Genomic DNA, 21,755 nt, shown 5'->3' with positions numbered 1-21,755 from the left:
ATGACCAGCCATGACTACGCCTCAGACCCTACACTCGCACTGGCACAGGCATTGATACGTCGGGCGTCGGTCACTCCCCTCGATGTTGGGTGTCAGGACCTGCTTGCGTCCCGGCTGGAACCGCTCGGCTTCAACTGTCAGCGACTGCCCTTTGGCGATGTCGAGAACCTGTGGGCCACGCGGGGAGATACAGCTCCGCGCTTCGTATTCGCCGGCCATACCGATGTAGTCCCCACGGGACCGGCCACGCAATGGACGCATCCGCCATTCGAAGGTCTTATCAGGGATGGCATGCTCCACGGACGAGGTGCGGCAGACATGAAAGGCAGCATTGCGGCCTTTATTACCGCCTGCGAACGCTTGCTCGGCCGCCATCCTGAGCTGCAGGGCTCGCTAGGCCTCTTGATCACCAGTGATGAGGAAGGCAAGGCTGTTCACGGAACAGTCAAAGTCATCGAGCATCTGGAAGCGGCTGGTCAGAAATTCCGCTACTGCCTGGTTGGCGAACCCAGCAGCACCAGAAAGGTAGGCGACATCATAAAGAATGGTCGCCGTGGATCGCTGGGCGCGGTGCTGACAGTCAAGGGTATTCAGGGGCATGTCGCCTACCCACACCTCGCGAGAAACCCTATCCACCTGTCGATGGCAGCGCTTCATGAGTTGTCGCATCAGGAGTGGGATGGGGGCAATGACAGCTTTCCACCCACAACGCTGCAAATCTCAAACATCAACTCAGGTACTGGTGCTACAAATGTCATACCTGGCAGCCTGGAGGCGGTGTTCAATCTGCGTTTTTCCACAGAGCTCGATGTAGAAACGATCCAGCTGAGGGTTGCGGCCATACTCGCCAAGCATGAGCTGGATTATGACATCGAGTGGACGATAAATGGCCTCCCCTTTCTGACAGAAGCCGGTGACCTCGTTGCGGCTGCACAGGCTGCCGTCCAGGACATCTGTGGCTATCCGTCTGAGCTCTCGACCTCAGGTGGCACGTCTGATGGGCGCTTTATCGCACCTACAGGCGCGCAGGTAATCGAATTGGGGCCACTGAACGCTACCATCCACCGCATTGATGAGCAGGTGAGCGCCGAAGATTTAATAACACTGTCCAAAATTTATGAGCGCATCATGGAACGTCTGCTGGTCACTGATCAGCGCTAGACGTCGATGGCACCGCGCGGACCTTTAAGCAGGGGAAAAGGCTGGCTCGAGAAGAAAGGTGTCGATCAGCGGATCTGCTTCACGAGTTTTCTGGCTGCTGTGATTACAGCCCTGTCGTGTCTTGGCACTGTATTTCTGATCAAGGGACAGCTCGCCACTGCGTTCGACGAGCTGCTTATCCTGCTGGCACTGACCATGTTAGTGCCAGCACTGGTCATTGCGCTGGCAGCCTATATCGCACTGATCATACTGCGGCTAGGCTGAAAGCTGACTGGAGTCAGCCTTCGCTCACGACCGATACATCTTCAGCTTGAGGACCTTTTTCGCCTTCCACAATGTTAAAGCGGACTTCCTGCCCCGGCTTCAGGTGCCGGTGACCAGCGCCTTTGATGGAACGGAAATGAACAAATATTTCCTCACCGTCGTCCAGAGTTATAAAACCAAATCCCTTCTTCACGTTGAACCACTTCACCGTTCCGTATTCTTCGCCAAGTACACCGTCATCGTCGGCATAATCTTGCGCGGGTGCCGTCGCTGCATCCTGCTGTCGCGGTGCCGGCTGACTTCTGGTTTGTGCTGCCGTCGCCGCACGTGGTGCGGAGTTAGTGCGAGGTGAGGCTGGCGTTGGTCTGGCGGCGGGCGTCGAGTCCTTCTTGCCGAACAGATGAACGAGTGACGACAGGTAACCGGCTACGAAAAACAGAACTGCCATCAGCAGATAGAACATGAAGCCTTTGGCACTGATGAGGAAGATGAATGGCGATACTGGCGAAGCGGTAATGGTGGGACCATCGTCAGCCACAAGGCTGATGATCGATACACCGGACAGTGCGAGGAAAGCCAGACATACGAGAGGCGCCACAAGAGCATAGATCAGGATAGGCAATAGATTGGATGAGCCTGTATTTTTCATAAGTGTTGAATACCTTTGCTGTGAGCTGAGTAAACGATGGAATCAGCTTGATTGGCTTGTAGAGCTAGAGATAACGTTGACAGCGTGAGACCAAAGCTGCCGTCCATAAACTACAGACGACTGAGTCACACGAGGCGCTATTGTAACGTGAAGGTAACCTGAAGCAATGGCTATCTGAGCTATTGGCGAGTTGACGCGTTCTCGAGTGGCCTACACGGCCTGGCCTACTCTAAGCTCCTGCATGACCTGCCGGATAGCCGATTCGAGCTCACCATGCACCTCATCGACTGTTCGGCCGGCTGTCTCGATTGGCCGGCCTATTCTCACCCGGATAAGACCTGGATACTTGCGCACCAGGCCCGCGGGCCAGCAGCTGCCGGCGTTGTGGGCAATGGGCAGTATCGGCACTCCACTTCGAATGGCCAGCATCGCACCCCCCTTGTTGAAACGACCAGTCATCATGGGACGAACGCGTGTACCCTCTGGATAGATGACCACCCAGCAGCCTTCGCTGATAGCAGCGGTACCCTCACGCAAGACCAGTTTGAGCGCTGCAGTTGGCTTGTCACGATCCAGAGGGATGGGCCTGAGCATGCGAAGACCCCAACCGAAGAGCGGTATATTCAGGAGCTCTTTTTTCAGCACCGTCGCCTGAGGCCGGAAGGTCCAGCCTAGAAAGAAGGTTTCCCAGGCGCTCTCGTGGTTGGAAACCACTACGCAGGGCGTCGCGGGTATGTGTTCCCTGCCTTCACAGATGAAGCGCATACCACAGACGAGGCGCGCCCAGTAAATGATCGCAATGCTGAACTGCGACAGTACACGATAGCGCATGGGAAAACGGCACACCGGTGAGGCAATCAGAACCGCCAGGCCGGACAGAGCCATCGTGCTGCCATACCCAACGTAAAATATCAGTCCTCGCACCAGTGCGAGGCTTTCGCGCGTTGAAAAAGCAGAGGGTTTATCGGTGGTATTAGTCATGCCTGATCCAGTTTTTCGGTTTCACCCGGTTGGGCAGGCAGATCGACCGATATCAGCGTTCGATTCCACCCAGTTGTCATAACAGTCTTCGACGAGTCCGGGTAGAAATCGCTTCCATGAAAGTTGTTTGATGCCAAATGTATTGCGGAGCTTAAGACAGTTGAGGGTGCCATTCATCGGCAGCAAGGTGGCCCGCACAAGCTGAGACTCGCTGGCTTGCTGGATGACAGGATTCACCTGCTGATATCCGCCCAGTATATCGAGAATCGTATCGACCAGCTCGGCGTAGGTCACCGCATCCAGGCCACTGTAATGATAAACGCCCCACACGTCGATGCCGCAAGTCAGCTGTTTTAAGACGGCCAGCATGACCCGGCTGATATCGTCGATGGCCGTCGGCGCAAGTTGCACTTGGTCCGAGACCAGGATCGGCTGGCCTTCCAAGGCCCGCGTTACGATACCCTGCAGCCATCCTGCAGGATCGTTTTCCAGCAGCCAGCCTGTACGCAGGATGATATGTTTCGGCATCCGCTCGCGCAGGAGCTCCTCGGAAGCCCACTTTGTCTTGCCAAACTCAGTGACTGGCTTGGTTGGGTTGGAAGGCTGATAGGGCTTCTCCCGCCGCCCATCGAACACCAGATTGCTGGAAGACAGGATGACTGGTATGCCGAAGGATTCAGCGTACTTGCTGACAGCCGAAATCGAGTCGACATTATGTCGCCAAGCTGCTGCCGGATTCGACTCGGTCTGATCGAGGTGGTGCAGATCGTGACAGTGAATGATCAGGTCCGGCTGTCTGAATTGACGTAGACGCTCCTCCGAAGCCTCGGAAGATCGGGTGAACATCCCGCCTTCTATACCAATAGACTGGATACCCACTTGATTTTTAAGGAGCGAAAGTAGAGATTTGCCCTGGGGACTCTCACTGCCAATAACATAGACTGTAGTCAATCGTGTTCCCATACCATGCGCTTCAGCATTCGTCCGCGCCCTGATTCACTTTATGTATATGATCAATATAGCGTCTTGGCACCCGTTGAGTCACCCCCGTGAGCAGATGATAGCTGATTGTGGAGGCCCAACTGGCTACGAGATCGACTGGCAGGCGCTGACCCCATAGCTCCACGTGATCGCCGGCACTGAACCGGCAAGTCGCAGACGACCCGAGGTCTACCGTCAACATGTCCATTGAGCAACGGCCGACGAGTGCACACGGCTCCCCATCCACCAGCACGTAAGGAGGCTGGCCGCCTACCTCTCCACGGGTAGACACCTGACGAGGATAACCATCGCCATAGCCGGCCGCAACGATACCAATACATTGATCGCTGGTGGCCACATAGTCACCACCGTAACCGACTCTGTCGCCTGCCCGGACATGTTGAATGGCAATCAACTTTGTCTGCAGGGTCATCACCGGCGTGAGACCATGAGCCTGATGAAGTGTGGAATCGAGTGCACCATACATCGCGATGCCAGGTCGCACTTGATCATGGGTCCTTTCAGGAAACTGCAGCAGGCCAGCGGAGTTCAGCAGGCTTCGACGCAGCCTGCCTTCCTCGCAGATCCGGTCCAGTCCGGCTCGGACCAGGCTGTCATAGGTTTGATCAAAGCAGTCGAACTGTTGCTGATTCAGCACCGCCTCTGGTGTGTCTGCGCAAGCAAGATGCGACGCGATACCAAGAAGCAGCACCGAGGACTTCAACTGACCGAGCCGACGAAAGACCGGCAGGATGTCAGCCGGCTTGAACCCAAGCCGATTCATACCGGTATTGATCTTCACCCAGACCCTGATCGGGACGGTAGAGCGCATATCCGCCGACTCCAGCATATCGAGCTGCCATTGGCTGTGAATGACCCATTCCACGGCGAAGCCGAGTCGACTGACGCGCTCGGGCTCGCCAACATCGAATAAGCCTTCGAGTATGAGAACAGAGCGGCCGGAGAGCGTCTCCGGCCTTAATCTGTCCAACTCATTCGCCGTAGCCAGCGCGAACTGTCTGGCGGCCGGCAAGGCCTCGACCACCCCCTGCAGACCATGACCGTAGCCGTCAGATTTCACTACGGCAACGCAGACGGCCGACCCGCCTCTTGCATTGAGAATATCGTAATTCCGCCTGAGGGCGGCGATATCGATCAACGCTTCGAGCGGCCGACCTGAGTCGCGCACTGGCTTACTCGTCGTCATAACTGGTGTCGTATCCCGGCGCCAGGTTCTCGAACTTGGTATATCGTCCGATGAACGCGAGACGCACGGTACCGATGGGCCCATTACGCTGTTTACCGATGATGATTTCAGCAGTGCCTTTATCGGGACTCTCTTCGTTATAAACTTCATCACGATAGATGAAGATGATAAGGTCGGCATCCTGCTCGATGGCCCCGGATTCACGCAGATCCGAGTTAACCGGTCGCTTGTTGGGCCGCTGCTCGAGACTTCGATTAAGCTGAGAAAGCGCGATTACCGGGCAGTCGAGCTCCTTCGCCAGCGCTTTGAGACCGCGCGAGATTTCCGAGATTTCTGCCGTACGTCCTTCGGTTGCGCCAGCCACTCGCATCAGCTGAAGGTAGTCGACCATGATCAGGCCCATCTTGCCATTATGCTCGCGCGCTATTCGTCTCGCACGGGCCCGCACTTCTGTGGGACTTAGCGCCGGGGTATCATCGATATACAGCGGCTTGTCACGCAGCATGTTGATGGCGGAAGTGACCCGCGGCCAATCATCGCTATCTAGCTGCCCAGTCCGTATGCGGCTCTGATCGATACTGCCGAGCGATGACAGCATACGCATGACCAGCGCGTCGGCAGGCATTTCCATGGAAAACACTACCATGGGGAGGTCCGAGCTCATCAGCGCGTTCTCCACCAGGTTCATGGCAAAGGTGGTCTTGCCCATCGAGGGCCGGCCCGCCACGATAATCAGATCGGAGTTCTGCAGACCGGCCGTCCGCTTGTCCAGGTTGTCAAAGCCAGTGGTAATACCGGTAATGGCGTTGTCTGCTTCGACCAGCGCCTCGATCTTCTTGAGCGTTCGCGCAATGACCGGCTTGATACCCACCGGACCGGTCTGGTTCGGACGGTCCTCAGCAATCTGGAAGATGCGTCGTTCAGCTTCATCAAGAATTTCGTCAGAAGCCCTACCTTCAGGCTGATACGCCATATCGGCGATATCGGTACTCACGCCGATGAGGTTCCGCAGAACCGCCCGCTCGCGAACAATGGTGGCATACGCCCTGATGTTGGCCGCACTTGGCGTATTCCTGACCAGTTCACTCAGGTACGCAAGGCTTCCCGCAGAGTCGTCATGATCCTGACCACGAGCGGCGTCTATACGCTCTGAAAGGGTCACCGGGTCGAAAGGTTCGTTCTGGTCTGCCAGATTACTAATGGCGCGAAAGATGGCGCGATGCTCGGCGCGATAGAAGTCAGCGTCACTCAACAGGCCCGCCATTTTCTCCCAGCCCGAATTGTCGAGCATGAGCCCGCCAATAACGGCGCGTTCGGCTTCGAGCGAGAACGGCGGCTTGCGCAGATTTTCGAGCACGGCATCGCCACCACGAAGGCTGGCGCCTGCAGCAAGTGCTCTCAGCTTTTCTTCAGCCTGGGAACTCGGCAGTTGGCTGGACTTGGGTTCCGTCATGGATACTCTTCGATGCTCTCATCAATGAATGTAGTGGGAGGATCACTTATATGTCCCGCCACTGAGGACTGGCCCGTAGGCAACAATCTTAACGGATGAAGTGAAAAATACGAGGAATAAAAAAAACCGGGCTGAACAAATGAATGATCAGACCCGGTTCGTGGGGGATACGCTGAGCACTGTCACTCAAGCAACCGCTTGGAGACAGAGCCGGCTCAGGTCCGGCGCCAGGCGCTCCCCTTCTTGACTAGACGCTTACTGCGCGACGACGTTGACCGTTACAGTGGCCATAACATCAGAATGCAGTTGAACATCAATTTCGTACTGACCCAGGTTGCGAATGGCTCCCTCAGGCAGCTTGACCTCAGTACGCGAAATGTTCGAATCGAGTTCAACCAGCGCATCCGCAATTTCACGCGTGCTCACCGAACCAAACAGCTTGCCTTCATCACCGGACTTGGCAGCAATAGTCACTGTCTGGCCATCGAGCTTCTGCTTTCGGCTTTCAGCTTCTGACTGACGCTCTTCTGCCTGCTTCTCGAGTTCCGCACGACGCTTTTCGAAAGCTTCGATATTTGAACCGGTCGCTGGAACCGCTTTACCGTAAGGCACAAGGAAATTTCGTCCGTAACCAGACTTGACTTTAACCTTGTCGCCGAGATTGCCCAGATTGGCAACCTTCTCTAACAATATGACTTCCATTGAAGAATCCTCTATTAGCCGTTAAGCCGGCCAGTTCTCACAGATCGTGGCTGTCGGTGTAAGGCAGCAGTGCGATGAAACGCGCATGCTTGATCGCAGTTGACAGCTGACGCTGGTACTTTGCCTTGGTGCCAGTGATCCGGCTTGGTACGATCTTGCCGGTTTCAGTGACATAGCCTTTCAGCAGCTCAAGATCCTTGTAGTCGATCTGTTTGATGCCTTCCGCAGTGAAGCGGCAATACTTTCTTCTTCTGAAAAAACGAGCCATGGTGCTTATCCTCTTCTAAACCTGTTCGTGTTGAGCAGCTATGAACTACTCGTCATCGCCCTGATTGTCGTCGTCCGAATCGGAGTCGCTGTCGTTGTCGTTGTCAGAGCGGCCACGCGAACCTTCTGAAGCGTCGGAACGGCCAGTGTCACGACGTGGCGGACGGCTATCCCGTGACTCACCAGCCTTGATTGGTGACATCTCGGTAACAGCTTCCTTGCGACGCAGGACGAGGTCACGAATGATCGCATCGTTGAAGCGGAAGTTATGAGCAAGCTCATTCAGCACTTCTTCGGAACATTCGATGTTCAGAAGAATGTAATGGGCCTTGTGAATCTTTTCGATCGGGTAAGCCAGCTGGCGACGGCCCCAGTCTTCATGACGATGGATACTTCCACCGCTACTGGTAACCATAGTGGTATACCGCTCGACCATGGCGGGAACCTGTTCGCTCTGATCAGGGTGAACCATGATCACAATTTCGTAGTGACGCATAAATGCTCCTTACGGGTTAGCAGCTTCCAGTTGATGGCCTTGGCCAATACGGACCGGAAGCAAGGAGATCGAACCTGCCAGGGACTGAACTACTCAGAACATGCAGGTTCGGGAGGCGCGAGATGATACTTGCTCAGGCCTTGTTTGGCAAGCTCTGCCTGACGCTCTCAAACAGGGCAACGCCGCAGGCGACCGAGACGTTGAGGCTCTCGATGGCGCCTGGCATCGGGATGCTGAAAAGCTGGTCGCAGCTTTCGCGGGTCAGTCGTCGCATGCCGCGCCCCTCCGACCCGAGCACGAACGCGATGCGGTCTGGCAGCTGGAGCTGGAAGATTGACGCATCGGCCTCGCCGTCTGCACCAGCGATCCAGATGCCATATTGCTGAAGCAGGCTCAGCGTCCGCGCCAGATTGGTAACACGGATGACCGGCACCAGCTCGGCAGCACCAACCGCCACTTTTCGTGCCACAGCAGTGAGTGAGGCGGACCTGTCCTTGGGAATGATGACCGCGGCCACATCAGCGGCGCATGCACTTCGCAAGCAGGCCCCCAGGTTGTGGGGGTCGGTTACTCCGTCAAGCACCAGGAGTCTCAGTGCTTTGGCGGAATCATTCCACTTGTCGAGCAGTTCATCGAGGGCGCTTTCTCCCTGCTCCTGCAAGGGCCTGACCACAGCAACGACACCCTGATGAACGCCAGCCACCATGTCATCCAGCACAGCCGCGTCCACTCGTGCAAGCTGCAACTGTCCATGTGACGCAGCGACCGCGTCATCAACCTGCCCCAGAAGCTCTGCCAGCTTGGGCGATGGCTTGTCGTTACGCACACAAAGCTTGAGAATGGCATCCGGGCGATGCGTCAGCAGACTGGCTACGGCATGAATGCCATAGACGTAAGCCGCAGAGTCTCCGCCCGTATCAGCCTTGGTCGCTCCGGCCTGCCGCTTTCGGCCCCGCGGCCCCTGACGACTTGCGTCCGCCTGACCTGCTTCGTTTTCTGCCTGGCGAGGCCGGTTTCGCTGCTGTCTTGCCACGAGCACTTCCTTTCTTTGCGGCGGCGTCACCGCCGCCTGCTACTGTTGAAGCCGACTTCGGCTTGCGCTTGCGCCCGCCCTTGCCTGGCGTTTTCTTGGCCCCGGCGTCGGGATCGCTCTTGTACTCCTGCTCCCACTGGGCAAGGATTTCCTTGCGCTTCCCGCCGGACTTGACCGGCGCACCCGCCGCATCAGCCGCTTTGGCCTTGCCAGCCTTGCTTCTCGAACTCTTGCGACCCGTCTTGGCTCGACCCTTCAGTATAAGATCGACCTTGCGCTCATCCAGATTCACCTGCGCGACCTGAACAAGGAGCTGATCGCCAAGCGTGAAGGAGCTGCCAGTCCGCTCACCAACCAGGCGCTGCTTGGCAGGCTCGAACTTGTAGTAGTCCGAGTCGAGCGAGGACACATGAATGAGTCCTTCGACATACAGGTCCTTCAGCTCCACGAACACACCGAACGCAGTCACGGCGCTTATGGACCCTTCGAACTCTTCGCCGACGTGATCGAGCAGATACTCACACTTCAGCCATGCCATGACGTCTCGTGTGGCATCGTCTGCCCTGCGCTCAGTCATACTGCAGTGCTCACCCAGCACCAGCAGGCTTGCCATGTCATGCTGATAGCGCTCGTTGTCACTTACCGCTTTAGTTGCTTCGGTGCGAATGACGTTCTGGTTCGGCTTGCCACTGCGGATAGCATCGCGGATGGCACGGTGAACCAGCAGATCCGGGTATCGTCGGATTGGCGAGGTGAAGTGCGTGTAGGCCTCGAAGCCAAGACCAAAGTGGCCATGGTTTTCAGGATGATAGATGGCCTGACTCATGGACCTGAGTAGCACGGTCTGCAGCACATTGAAGTCTGGCCGCTCACCGATCTCGTTAAGGAAGGCCTGATAGTCTGCAGGCGCCGGCTTCAGACCGCCGCCCAGATTGAGACCGAGTTCCCCGAAGAACGAGCGGGCATTGACGAGGCGTTCAGCCTTCGGCCCTTCATGCACCCGGAACAGTGCTGGAATCTTGTACTTGTCCAGGAACCGAGCTGTGGCGACGTTTGCACAGAGCATGCATTCCTCGATCAGCTTGTGGGCGTCATTCCGCTCCACCGGTACGATCGTGTCGATTTTGCGATCGGCATTGAAGACGATCCGCGTTTCGGTCGTCTGGAAATCTATCGCACCCCGGGCCCGACGCGCTGCCGAGAGGGCCTGATATAATTCATAGAGGTTATCGATGTTCGGCAGAATGCTCGAGTAACGCTCGACAAACGCTTCGCCCGCGGGCGACTCGGGCGCTTCGATATAGGCTGCCACTTTGTTATAGGTCAGCCTCGCCTGTGACCGCATCACTGCTTCGTAGAAGCGATACCCGCTCAAGCGCCCCTGTTGACTCACAGTCATCTCACAGACCATGCACAGGCGGTCCACATCCGGATTCAGCGAACAAAGGCCATTCGACAGGACTTCCGGAAGCATCGGCACCACGCGACTCGGGAAATATACTGAGGTACCGCGATTTACGGCCTCCTTGTCGAGCGGTGTACCTGGCCGCACGTAGTGAGAGACATCCGCAATGGCCACGTAGAGGCGCCAGCCACCGCCTTTCTTGCGCTCGCAGTACACGGCATCATCGAAATCGCGGGCATCTTCACCGTCGATTGTAACCAATGGCACCTTGCGAAGATCGATTCGACCCGCTAAATCGTCCTCAGTCAGCGGCTTGTCGAGGGCATCTGCCGTCTGCAGCACATCTGCCGGCCACTGAAATGGAATATTGTGTGAGCGCAGAGCGACCTCGACCTCCATCCCGGGGGCCATGTGATCGCCCAGAATCTCGACTACGTGTCCCATAGGTGCCGACTTGAACTCAGGCTGACGCTTGATTTCGACGGAAACGTATTGACCGTCCTTGGCCCCGAGCAGCGCATGTTCCGGTACAAGAATATCCTGCGTGATGCGGATGCTCTCAGGCACGACGAATGCCGAACCCTGGTCGCGATGCAGACGTCCAACAATATGACTGGTCTTGCGTTCGACGATCTGGACGATCACGCCTTCCTTCTTGCCCTTGAAGCCTCTGCCCTCTTCCCTGGCAAGAACGATGTCGCCGTCAAAGACCTGCTTCATCTGACGGGCGTTGAGGAACAGATCGTCGCTACCATCTTCAGGGATAAAGAAGCCAAAGCCATCACGGTGTCCGGAGACCCGACCTTTGACGAGACTCATCTTCGCCGGCAGCCCGAAGGTGCCGCGCCTGTTCTGCAGCAGCTGACCATCGCGCACCATGGCGATAAGACGCCGCCGGAGACCTTCGAGCGCGTCTTCGTCCTCGTATTTGAGAATGTCGGCGATTGCCTCCATCGTCAGTGGCCGTTCCTGTTCCTCGATCAGACTCAGGATGAATTCGCGGCTGGCCACCGGATTTTCATAGTTTGCCGCCTCACGTCCTGCATGTGGATCGTCTGGCATTTTTGGCATAAGCATCGTTACCGAAAAAAATGTGTGTCATTGTTACGCAGTTAAGCGCTCTGAGCAACGTCAACAGCCCGTGGCACTCAGATGCAGCGGAACTACGGGTTGGTAATACGTAAAATTTACCGCGCAGCTAGGCCGAAAATATTTACGTCAGGCGATTGACATTAAAGCTGTTCCTTATTAATCTGCCGCCCTGCTTCCAGTCAGGCAGTAGCGCGCTTCCAGCGCCATGCTCCGGACTGAACCATCTGCCCAGGTGGTGAAATTGGTAGACACGCCAGCTTCAGGTGCTGGTCCTCGCAAGGGGGTGGAGGTTCAAGTCCTCTCCTGGGCACCATTACTACCCGGTTCATTCGAACCATTCGCTCTGTCTGTTCAAGAACCCGCAAGCTCAAAGTTCCCCTGAAAAATTCGGCAATGGCCGACTATTGGCTTTTGCCTGCGTCGCTGCTACGCCATTACTGTCGATGTCCTTGATCAGCCACTCCATCTCGCCAATCTCCTTTCGCTGGTTTCGAATGATCCTTTCAGCCAGGGCCCGCACACGAACATCCTCCAGGCCGGCTCGCTCACTGGTCAGCAGGGCAATCGAATGGTGCGGGATCATGGCCTTCATGTAGAGATCATCTTCCACGGTCTTCTGCGAGCGCACCAGCCATAGGGCGATGAGGAAGGTGATACTGCTGCCGATGATGAGCACGGTATTGATCAGACGATTTTCGTACATATGCAGCATGAACAGCAGCATCACGACCGACAGGGTGGCCCCCATGAGAATGGCCATGTACAGTCGGGTTTCACTAAACCTGACATGGCTGATCTCATAAGTATTCAGGTACATCAGGCCGTACATGATGACTGTCGCCGTAGCTACCATGGCGGCAAAACGCCAGTAGTGCGCATAGCCATCGTTCATCATCACCCCCCCACTCTTCTGTCCTCAATGCTTACGAGCGACCGAATGCAACCGATTGAAGTATCTGAATACTCCACCCGATCCGGACTCATTGCGGCAAGCTCCTTTCTCCTGACCTATACTTGAATCCGGGTGCCCGCGTAAGGGCTGCCCACGCGTTGCAAACTGGCCTGACCCGATAGGAATCGAGACTTGAAGCTTTCGTCCAAACCGACTCACCTTAATATACTCGCGATCAGTAGTTCCGCAGATCTTAGGCAACTGCAGACGCAACTGCACTCAGCTTCGGTGCAGGTCACGCTGGAAACCGCGCATGGCTTTAGCGAAGCACTTGCCAAAATCAGCAAGGGGCAACCCTACCAGGCCGTGCTTGTCGACCAGCATCTGGCGGAAGGTAAGGGCCTGGCGCTCCTGCAACAAATTCGCGAGATTTCGGCTGAGCAGATTGTCATCATTGTCAGCGAGGCCGATGATCTCGAAGCAGGTCTGGCCAGCCTCGAAGCCGGCGCCCAGGATTTCATTCCTCGTGCCGAGCTGAGCGTCGAGCGGCTTACACGCTCGATTCTCAAATCACAGCTTCATTCCAGTCTCGACCGTAAACTGCAGCAGAGTCTTGCCAACGCGCAGAATCTTTCTGAGCGCGACGCACTGACCGGTCTGGCTAACCGATATCTCTTCGATGAGACGCTAAAGGTCTGTCTGACCAACAATCGCGGCAAGTCAACCAAGCTGGCCTTGTTCCTGTTCGACCTGGATCGTTTCAAATTTATCAACGATTCCTACGGACACGTAGTTGGTGACCGGCTCCTGCAACAGTTTTCAGCGAGGATGTCCACCCTGCTGCGCCCTGATGAAATGTTCGCGCGCCTGGGTGGAGACGAATTCGCGCTGCTGGTGACCAATTTGCGCAGTGACAAGCCTGTCAGCAACATCGCCAACCGTATTCTGCGCTCGCTATCAGATCCTTTCGAGATCGAGCGGCATGTGCTGCCAGTGACTACCAGTATTGGTATTGTGGTGTCGCCGGAAAATGGTCTGAGTTCTGAAGATCTGCTCAAGAATGCTGATATCGCCATGTATCGGGCCAAGAAGAGCGGTCGTAATACATTCTGCTTCTTTTCCGATGACATGCAGCATCACTATCACCAGCAGCAAACGACCGAACTGAAGCTGCGGCAGTCGATTGAGCGTAACCAGTTCGTTCTCCACTACCAGCCCATCGTCAAATGTGGCCAGGACAGTGACCAGAGCATAATCGGTGCCGAAGCCCTCTTACGCTGGTGCGAAGATGGCACATCAATGCGAATGCCAGACAAGTTTCTCAAGGTTGCCGAAGAAACAGGGCTCATGGGCGCAATTGGTGAATGGGTCATTCGCGAAGCCTGTGCGCGGCTAGCCGATATTCGTGCAGCCCTGGATGAGCAGCAGCGCGACGAATTTTGTATGTCGATAAACGTTTCACCAACGCAACTGACCGACGGCAGCGTGGTGACGGCTATTGAGGAAATGATTGCAGAGTACAATCTACCGCCACAGAGTCTGGAGCTCGAACTCACCGAGACGGCCTTTGTGGAAGACGCCGGTATGATCGAAAAGAGCATCAATGCCATTGCAGCTCTCGGGTGCCGGATTGCCCTGGATGATTTCGGCACCGGCTACTCTTCGATCCAGCATCTGCAGCGTTTCCCGATATCAACGGTGAAGATCGACCGCTGTCTGATGCCCGACCCTTCGCAGACCGGCCTGGCCAGCGAGCCTGGAGCAGCCATGTTAAGCAACTCCGGCGGCTATCTGCATACGCTGGCCTTGCTCAAAGGCTTGCTGGCCATGCTCAACTCGCTACAGCTGACCACGACCGCAGAAGGTGTAGAAACTGAAGAGCACATCAAGCTGTGCATGAAAATGGGCGCTACACGGATGCAGGGCTGGTACTATTCGAAAGCTCTACCTTTCGAAGAGTTCATGATCATGCTTGGTAACAAATCGTGCAACAAGGCCACCTGAAGGTCTGGCAGGTCAGTGACGGCAAGCCCGGACATGTCAAGCAGGCCACAGCGCTCATAGCAGCGCTGGGAGCGCTCCGCCATGTCGAGCTGTCGGTTTTGCCCGCCTGGCCCCTACGGAAAGCACTTTCGGCACTGCTACGACCGAATGGCAGCGGTTTCACGCAGCATCCCGGCCTGGTAATTGGCGTCGGCCACGGCACGCACCCTACGGTTCTGGCTCTACAACGACAGCTCGGCGCACGCAGTGCTGTCATCATGAACCCAAGCCTGCCTGCAAAGCTTTTCGATGCTGTGATCACGCCTCTTCACGACGGCTTCAAGGCTGGCGGTAACCGCCTGGTAACGCCGTTGTCGCTAGCGCCAGTGCCTGATATCTCCGCGGCGCCCGATTACCAGAAAGGCCTCATACTGCTTGGCGGCGAAAGTCGGCATTTTCAGTGGCAGAATGCTGATGTTCTGCAGCAGATGTGTGCTTTGGCCGAACGCTATCCAGCAGTACACTGGCAGGCAACGACTTCCCGCCGGACGCCCGAGAACTTCGCAGGCACTCGAGCCAGACTGCCCTCATCGATCGAACTGCTGGATTGGTCAGACCTGCCAACAGATTGGCTACAGCAGACGCTGCCAACAGCTGGACACATCTGGGTAACCGAAGACTCCGCATCCATGCTGGCCGAGGCGATGAATACACTAGCCTACGTGGGCCTGATCAAGCTTGCCAGTAGCCAGAGGACCAACAAACTGCGTCGAGGCACCAGTGTGCTCATAGCAGATGGGCGCCTGGCGACACTGGAGCGGTGTCATTCAGAAACCTATAGTGCAACAGCCGATACCGCCTGCGAACAGCGTGAAAATCCAAATATAGTCTGTGCGCAATCGCTCCTGACCTTACTTGATCTGTAGTTCCTGAGGCACTGCGACCGCAGCACACGATACACACCCATAACAACTTCAGAGAATAACAGGTGCAAAAACCGAATAGCGCTCACGACAGACCCGCCAACCCTCCTCACGAAGGCCATGGTTCGACCGCGACCCACCCCGGCCTGTATACCAGTGATCGGAACAGCAGACCGCTCCACATCGTCCAGGTCTTGCCAGAACTTCAGTCAGGCGGGGTAGAGCGTGGCACGATTGAGTTCTCCCGCTATCTGGTGACGCACGGCCACCGCTCAACCGTGATCTCCAACGGCGGCCGTTTGGTAAGACAACTCGAGGCTGAGGGTGGCCATCATATTTCCATCCCCATCCATCGCAAGAGTCCGACCTCGCTACGGTACGTCGCGCCCTTGCGACAGGCACTGTTCGCGCTGAACCCGGATATCGTGCATGTGCGCTCGCGAATGCCAGCCTGGCTGACATGGCTCGCCATGCGCAAGTTATCGCCGAAAGAACGGCCGGTGGTTGTCAGCACCTTTCATGGCCTGTACTCCGTGAACCGCTACAGCGCCATCATGAGCCGTGCGAATTCAGTTATAGCCATTTCAAGGTGTGTGCGCGATTACATCGTCGCGAACTACAAGCTGGACGCAGCGGCCATCAAGGTCATTCCCAGAGGCGTTGATGTCGCGCTTTTTCCCCATCGGGATGCGCCATCGCACGAGTGGACCGAGCGTTTTCGGGGCGAGTTCCCGCAAGCACAGGACCGCTTTCTGCTGCTGATGCCAGGGCGACTTACGCGGTGGAAGGGGCAGCTGGACTTTCTCAAGCTGATTGCCAGCCTCAGGCACGAAGCGCCCGGTCGATATTTTGGCGTCATTGTTGGTGAGCCCGACCAAGGCAAGACAGCTTATCTTGAAGAACTGACGCAATCGGCAGAGACGCTGGGAATAAGCCAGGATGTTGCATTCGCCGGTCACCGCAGCGATATGACGGAGTGGTATGCCGCAGCTGCTGCCGTCTTCAACCTCTCCACTCAACCAGAACCATTCGGCCGCACTGTGATCGAGGCACTTGCCACGGGCACCCCTGTCATTGCGTATGATCAGGGTGGACCGGCAGAAGTCCTTGAAGACCTCTATCCAGCCGGGTTGGTGAAGACCGGGGATATCGGGCTACTCGCCCGACTTGTTCGGGCCTTGTGCGAGAGCCCGCAATCCCGCCCGGTCATTGATTTTGGCGCGCCCTATACGCTGGCTGCCCAGAGCGAGTCGACCCTGGATGTCTACAGATCTGCGCTAGCGGCGAGAAACTGAGGTCTGCCTGCGCAAGCCCCCCGTAACCAATTGGACATCAAACACCAATTCATTACAGGAGTTTCTGCCATGGCGGACCATATTCTCATTGTTGTCAGCGGACATCAGACACTAGGTAGTTCCGGTGAGCCTACCGGCTGGTTCTGCAGCGAGGTCAGCCATCCTCTGGAAGTCTTCCGCGAGGCTGGGTTCAACGTTACCTTCTGCAGTCCACAGGGTGGCGCCACGAAACCAGATCCAGGCTCGCTTGATCGCAGCGATCCGCTCAATAGCAAGTTGTTGGACAGCAAGGCCGATATGGAATCACTGGCCAGCACCTTTAAACCAGAGGAGCTGGATGCAAGTGCTTACAAGGCGATCTTCTTCGCCGGTGGCCACGGCACCATGTGGGACTTTCCGGACCACGCGGGTTTACGCAAGCTGATTCAGTCAGCCTACGAGGCCGGAAACGTCGTAGCAGCGGTTTGTCATGGCCCTGCGGCACTGGTCAATGCCACCCTTAGTGACGGTAGCTATCTTGTTGCTGGCAAGGATGTCACCTGCTTTACGGATTCTGAAGAAGCGGCGGTAGAGAAGGATGACATCGTGCCCTTCCTGCTCGAGACCCGCCTGCGCGAAAGAGGCGCAAATGTTCATACTGCGCCCGACTTTGAGGTCAGTGTTCAGGTCAGTGACCGTCTGGTGACTGGACAGAACCCGGCTTCAGCCCACGCAACCGCACAGGCAGTAGTCGATGCGGTATTCAAGTTGCCGAAGCGGGTGGTTGCGCACGCCTGAGTGCCGTGAACCTGCTGCTAGATGGCACTCAGATCACTTCTGAGCGCCATTGAGCCGCTTAATCGTCAGGTTAGGCCTCTGATAGCGCCTCGACCTGGCGATCACCGCTCAGGGCCTTGTTGAGCAGCCTTACCTTCCTGTTGATAAAGCGTCTGTCCATGGTGCTTTCGATCGTGGGATCACTGACGCGAACGATATCATCGACAAAATCGATCAGCCCTGCTCGCTGATCGTTATCGAGCTCCGCGTACGCAATATTTATGCAGCATTCCACCAGCTTCGCCACGACGATCGCATCCTTGCGGCCATACTCCCTGATCGGCCCGAGCGTGGTGTATAGCAAATCGAGAAAGTCCTGGGCCATATAGAACATCCGGGGCTTGCCTTCGTCGTCGCATTCCACGTCGAATCCGGGGTGACTTGCGAAATCGGCAAACAGTATCGAGAGCATGTCCAGCGCACGAACAGCTGTACCTGGGTCATTGATGCCGGGGCTCAGGGCCTTGACTGCAATTTCCGAAAGCTGGTTGAAGCCAAAGGTGTAATGGTCGTCTGCGATCTCTTCGATATAGAAGGTGAAACAGTCGAGGATAGCCTTCTTCACGTCGTCATCAACATCTGTGTCGATGCGCACGAGAGGCCGCCCTTTCGCGACAAATTCTCCCAGGTGCACCTGAGTCACTAGGCTGAGCTCATTCTTGGTCAGTATCCGCATCAACTCGGAGATGTTGGACTTCTTGAAATAGCCGGTATGGTCATTGGGAATCCGGACCCACTCACTGGTGTTCGGTATCGTCTCGTCGTCCTTGGAATCCTTCAACTGCTTCAGCCGATCTGCTATCTCCTCACGAGTTCGTTCAAAGATAGAGTCCATGACGAAATCGACCTGAATGGACCGAGTGATGGAGTGGATGAAATAGACGAAGAGGGCCAGTGAGAGAACGCCGAAGAGCATGGCAAAAAATATGCCGAGCCCAGGCACCTCGAATCCGTTTTCCACGCTGTTGATATTCGTCAGCAGGACCAGAGAAAAAATGATGGTTCCGATGTAGACGCCAAGTGTTCTCTGATGCTGGGGCCTGGTAATCAGGCCGGGTATGATCCGCGGCGACAGCGTGGCGGAGGCGCGTGTAAGCACCACCATCACCATAGAAAAGCTGAAGACGGTGAGCGAGATGATCCCGCCCACAAGCGTGCCGAGTATGGTGCGCGCATTCTCGGCGTCGTCAACGAACAACACAGGCCAGCTGTCCTTGAAGCTTTGCACAGGCGGCTTGTATTCGAGATAGATGATAAGGAAGTAGAACAGGAACATCGCAATGGCTATCAGCGTAGGCACGAACGCGATGCTGTGGTAGACCCGCTGCACGAATCGGAAAAGCGAGTTCTTCAGTTTTCTCATCTTGTCCGCCCAAGCTGATTCATTAAGACGCCTGTGGAGGCTTGACTGGCTCGCTCAGCACCTCGAGGGTATAGTTTTCAAACGCGTCCAGTCCGCCGGTGGCCTCCGCTGCTTTCGCACGCTCGAGTCGATCGAACAAGGCGTCATCATCGTGCTGCTGCACAAGCGTGCAGAGGACTGTGGGGTGAATATAATACTCCCGGCAAATGGTGATCGTGTTACCAAGCTTGGCCGCCACAAGCTTGACCAACTGAGTCTCGAACTTGCGTTGGGGGTGCTCGCGAACCAGCTTGACCGCCGAAGTAAACTGCCGCGCGGCCTCTACAGTCCCGCCCCAGGTGCGGAAGGCTTTGGCAGTGTACGGTAATCCACTGACTGCCTGAATGTACTGATTCACATCATGACTGTCGATAGCTCTGAAAGCTTTCTGGTCACGATCGTAATATCGGAAGAGTTCATAGCCGGGCAACTCACTGACTGCTCTCAGCAGCTTTTCCAGCTTCCTGTCCGCAATTTGAATAGAGCGGTACTTTCCACTCTTTGCCCGGTACTGCAGTGCAAGATGGCCGTTCTCCAACTGCACATGCTTCCGCCTCAGGGTGGTCGCACCGTACGTATGATTGCTGTTTGTGTAAGCCTGATTGCCTATTCGCAGGTGGTAGGTATCGAGCAGACGAACCACCAGCGCGAGCACCTTCTCCCGTGGCCAGTGACGTCTACGAAGGTCGCTCTCGAGCCGCTGCCGCACTGCTGGCAATGCTCTGGCGAAATCAGCGAGGCCGGAAAACTTGCTGGCCTGACGGTGCTTGCTCCATTCTTCGTGATAGCGATACTGCTTGCGGTTCCGCTCGTCGTAGCCGGTAGCCTGAAGATGACCATCGGGCTGGCTACATATCCATACCCGCTGCCAGTTGGGCGGAATGACCAGCGATTTGATGCGCTGCAGCTGTTCCGGATCGCTTAGCTTGTGGCCTGCGTCATCGAAATAGGTAAATCCCCGGCCGCAGCGGCGTCGGGTAAAGCCCGGCGTAGTGTCATCAACATACGTCAGGTGACTGGGACAAATCGGTATTGTAGGCGCTTTCAACCTGGTTCCTTCCGTTGGCTTTTGCTCGGTAAAGCGCTGCGTCCGCTGCCGCCAGTATGTTGGAAAAACCGTGATCCTCCGGCACGAGGCCAGAGTCTGCGACATCGAGCTGCAGGCCCTGTAGCTGGCTCAAACAGGCGACACCGATGCTCACGGTGATATCGATGCCGAGCGGGCGGCTCGTCTGAACGGCCCAGCGAAATCGATCCGCCTTGTGTACGGCGTCTACCAGGGAGCAGTTTGGCAACAGCAATACGAGCTCTTCACCACCGATCCTGAACGCGTAATCTTCAGTCCGTGTGTGCTGCCCCATTAGCTTTGCCACCGCCTGCAGGATATCGTCGCCCGCCTGATGGCCAAAAGTATCGTTCACATGCTTGAAGTGATCGATATCACACATGAGTACGCTGTAGTCGCCTTCATGGCGCAGTGCATTGGCATGAACACGCTGGGCGATGCTCTCGAGCGCATGTCTGTTAAGCAGTCCCGTTAGCTGATCGGTGAGCGCCATGGTCTGCAGTCGCGCCTGCTCTTCCTCGATGCTGCGACGCTCCTGATAATCTGCCCAGACCCCCAGAATGCGACTATGCAGTTCCTCCAGTGAGACTGGCTTGATAAGCACATCATCAGCACCGGCAGCCAGCATCTGCATCTTCTGAGCCTGGTCCTGAAGCCCCGAGACAATGAAACAGGGCAGTAAGCGCCCCTGTGCACTACCCTTGATGCTTCGCACCAGAGAAAGGCCCGTAAGCGTGCCCTCCACCATGACATCGGCAACGACGAGGTCATACGATTCTTTCAAGGTGGATTTAAGGGCCTGTCTTGCGCTGGTGAAATGGCTGACCTGAAATCCCTTGGCACTGAAGTACTCGATGAATACCGCGAAGATGGATGGACTATCTTCGACATAAAGCATATGCAGCGGCTTATCCGGTACCACGGCTGCCATCTGGAAATCGGAGACCAGCCTGTCAAGCGATGCAGAATCTCCGGACTTGATAACATCGGTAGCTCCTGCCACGAGGAGGGCGTGGAGCGTAGCCTCTTCGAGGCGATCGACTACGACGATAACCGGAGTGAGCGCATTCAGCGTGGTCTGACGACACTGCCGTACAAGATGACGCACGCGCTCGAGGAGAGATTCATAGGAAGTCGCCCGCACTTCAGTAACACGCTCATTCTTGTCGGCATGGGCATCGGGAATCGGATCCGGCGCAGTCGACTCAGGTAGGTAAACGAGGATGAGATCCTGCTTCTGCGCCTCGATATGTGCCAGCGCCTTACCCAAGTCGGCAAAATCGCTGATCTGCATATGGGCCGAGTCTACCTGTGCCTTGCTCCATAGGCGCCGGAATTGAAACTGCTCTGTACTGTCAATCTGGCAAATCATCAAAACGGTATCTTTACCCTGCTTCAGTGTTGGGTTCTGCAGAAACGACGTATGCAAAACCCGAGCCGGCTGCGAGCTATCCACGTAATAGACCCGAGTTTACCTTAATCATTTATTGATAGGCTCTGTTAATCATTCCGTCGGACAATCTTTCAGACACTTTCAATTATCTTAAAATTACAAACTGCTTGTATATGCTTCCACAGTTGTGACCCTTAAAAGCTAGTTTACGTTGAGAGTCTCGGCAATAGCCATTTTTGCTTTAAATCTCTCAAACCGCACCTATGACGGGGTCGAGCAACTGCTGGCGGGGCC

20 protein-coding genes and 1 tRNA gene are annotated in these 21,755 nt (G+C 56.0%); 7 read left to right on the top strand and 14 right to left on the bottom strand.

The window, feature by feature from the left end:
- Complete coding sequence (gene dapE / locus ACH3PB_RS00745; protein ID WP_416397558.1) at positions 1-1,161, top strand: succinyl-diaminopimelate desuccinylase; 1,161 nt, start codon at positions 1-3, stop codon at positions 1,159-1,161.
- A gap of 6 nt (positions 1,162-1,167) precedes the next feature.
- Entirely contained in the window at positions 1,168-1,425 is a 258-nt protein-coding gene (locus ACH3PB_RS00740) for a hypothetical protein (RefSeq protein WP_416397557.1), read from the top strand.
- Between the two features lie 13 nt (positions 1,426-1,438).
- On the opposite strand, the gene ACH3PB_RS00735 is transcribed toward ACH3PB_RS00740, so the two are convergent.
- The 10 genes from ACH3PB_RS00735 to rnr all read right to left on the bottom strand — a co-directional run bounded on the left by ACH3PB_RS00735 (position 1,439) and on the right by rnr (position 11,670).
- Entirely contained in the window at positions 1,439-2,074 is a 636-nt protein-coding gene (locus tag ACH3PB_RS00735) for a cold-shock protein (RefSeq protein WP_416397556.1), read from the bottom strand.
- Between the two features lie 210 nt (positions 2,075-2,284).
- The gene (locus ACH3PB_RS00730) at positions 2,285-3,055 is read right to left on the bottom strand and encodes a lysophospholipid acyltransferase family protein (RefSeq protein WP_416397555.1); all 771 of its coding nucleotides are present in this window, start codon (positions 3,053-3,055) and stop codon (positions 2,285-2,287) included.
- A 21-nt stretch (positions 3,056-3,076) separates the two neighbouring features.
- A complete protein-coding gene (locus tag ACH3PB_RS00725) occupies positions 3,077-4,018 on the bottom strand; it encodes an SDR family oxidoreductase (protein ID WP_416397554.1) in 942 nt (313 codons plus the stop codon).
- Between the two features lie 10 nt (positions 4,019-4,028).
- Positions 4,029-5,243, bottom strand: coding sequence for an alanine racemase (alr, locus tag ACH3PB_RS00720; RefSeq protein WP_416397553.1), 1,215 nt, complete (start codon positions 5,241-5,243; stop codon positions 4,029-4,031).
- Positions 5,230-6,696: a replicative DNA helicase gene (gene dnaB / locus ACH3PB_RS00715; RefSeq protein ID WP_416397552.1), complete on the bottom strand. Its 1,467-nt coding sequence runs from the start codon at positions 6,694-6,696 to the stop codon at positions 5,230-5,232. Before dnaB ends, alr begins: the two co-directional genes overlap by 14 nt.
- 255 nt (positions 6,697-6,951) lie before the next feature.
- Entirely contained in the window at positions 6,952-7,398 is a 447-nt protein-coding gene (rplI, locus tag ACH3PB_RS00710) for a 50S ribosomal protein L9 (protein ID WP_416397551.1), read from the bottom strand.
- 37 nt (positions 7,399-7,435) lie between these two features.
- Positions 7,436-7,666 (bottom strand): 30S ribosomal protein S18, encoded by a 231-nt coding sequence (rpsR, locus tag ACH3PB_RS00705; protein ID WP_344807642.1) that lies wholly within the window; start codon positions 7,664-7,666, stop codon positions 7,436-7,438.
- A 45-nt stretch (positions 7,667-7,711) separates the two neighbouring features.
- Positions 7,712-8,161, bottom strand: coding sequence for a 30S ribosomal protein S6 (gene rpsF, locus ACH3PB_RS00700; protein ID WP_416397550.1), 450 nt, complete (start codon positions 8,159-8,161; stop codon positions 7,712-7,714).
- Between the two features lie 133 nt (positions 8,162-8,294).
- Complete coding sequence (rlmB, locus tag ACH3PB_RS00695; protein WP_416397549.1) at positions 8,295-9,194, bottom strand: 23S rRNA (guanosine(2251)-2'-O)-methyltransferase RlmB; 900 nt, start codon at positions 9,192-9,194, stop codon at positions 8,295-8,297.
- Complete coding sequence (gene rnr, locus ACH3PB_RS00690) at positions 9,079-11,670, bottom strand: ribonuclease R (RefSeq protein ID WP_416397548.1); 2,592 nt, start codon at positions 11,668-11,670, stop codon at positions 9,079-9,081. The genes rlmB and rnr overlap by 116 nt, the downstream gene beginning before the upstream one ends.
- A 247-nt stretch (positions 11,671-11,917) precedes the next feature.
- Here rnr and ACH3PB_RS00685 point away from each other — a divergent pair.
- Positions 11,918-12,004, top strand: a tRNA-Leu gene (locus ACH3PB_RS00685).
- 54 nt (positions 12,005-12,058) lie between these two features.
- Here ACH3PB_RS00685 and ACH3PB_RS00680 read toward each other — a convergent pair.
- Positions 12,059-12,586, bottom strand: a complete 528-nt coding sequence (locus ACH3PB_RS00680) for a DUF305 domain-containing protein (RefSeq protein ID WP_416399494.1) — start codon at positions 12,584-12,586, stop codon at positions 12,059-12,061.
- A 189-nt stretch (positions 12,587-12,775) separates the two neighbouring features.
- Between ACH3PB_RS00680 and ACH3PB_RS00675 the strand changes: the two genes are divergently transcribed.
- The 4 genes from ACH3PB_RS00675 (at position 12,776) to ACH3PB_RS00660 (ending at position 17,561) form a co-directional block, all read left to right on the top strand.
- On the top strand, positions 12,776-14,587 hold the full coding sequence (locus ACH3PB_RS00675; protein ID WP_416397547.1) for a putative bifunctional diguanylate cyclase/phosphodiesterase: 1,812 nt from the start codon (positions 12,776-12,778) through the stop codon (positions 14,585-14,587).
- Entirely contained in the window at positions 14,569-15,492 is a 924-nt protein-coding gene (locus tag ACH3PB_RS00670) for an ELM1/GtrOC1 family putative glycosyltransferase (protein WP_416397546.1), read from the top strand. The genes ACH3PB_RS00675 and ACH3PB_RS00670 overlap by 19 nt, the downstream gene beginning before the upstream one ends.
- A 62-nt stretch (positions 15,493-15,554) precedes the next feature.
- Positions 15,555-16,784, top strand: coding sequence for a glycosyltransferase family 4 protein (locus tag ACH3PB_RS00665; RefSeq protein WP_416397545.1), 1,230 nt, complete (start codon positions 15,555-15,557; stop codon positions 16,782-16,784).
- Positions 16,785-16,853: 69 nt separating this feature from the next.
- Complete coding sequence (locus ACH3PB_RS00660; RefSeq protein ID WP_416397544.1) at positions 16,854-17,561, top strand: type 1 glutamine amidotransferase domain-containing protein; 708 nt, start codon at positions 16,854-16,856, stop codon at positions 17,559-17,561.
- A 70-nt stretch (positions 17,562-17,631) separates the two neighbouring features.
- Here ACH3PB_RS00660 and ACH3PB_RS00655 read toward each other — a convergent pair whose 3' ends face one another.
- The 3 genes from ACH3PB_RS00655 to ACH3PB_RS00645 are packed head-to-tail and all read right to left on the bottom strand — an operon-like array spanning position 17,632 to position 21,362.
- Positions 17,632-18,963 (bottom strand): DUF2254 domain-containing protein, encoded by a 1,332-nt coding sequence (locus ACH3PB_RS00655; RefSeq protein WP_416397543.1) that lies wholly within the window; start codon positions 18,961-18,963, stop codon positions 17,632-17,634.
- A 22-nt stretch (positions 18,964-18,985) separates the two neighbouring features.
- Positions 18,986-20,050, bottom strand: coding sequence for a DNA topoisomerase IB (locus ACH3PB_RS00650; protein WP_416397542.1), 1,065 nt, complete (start codon positions 20,048-20,050; stop codon positions 18,986-18,988).
- Complete coding sequence (locus ACH3PB_RS00645) at positions 20,001-21,362, bottom strand: diguanylate cyclase (RefSeq protein WP_416397541.1); 1,362 nt, start codon at positions 21,360-21,362, stop codon at positions 20,001-20,003. The genes ACH3PB_RS00650 and ACH3PB_RS00645 overlap by 50 nt, the downstream gene beginning before the upstream one ends.
- Positions 21,363-21,755 lie beyond the last annotated feature (393 nt).

The organism is Allohahella sp. A8, assembly GCF_047946665.1.
Classification (GTDB): domain Bacteria; phylum Pseudomonadota; class Gammaproteobacteria; order Pseudomonadales; family Oleiphilaceae; genus Allohahella.
The sequence above is the reverse complement of the archived record's forward strand: the minus strand, read 5'-3'. Positions and strand labels throughout refer to the sequence as shown.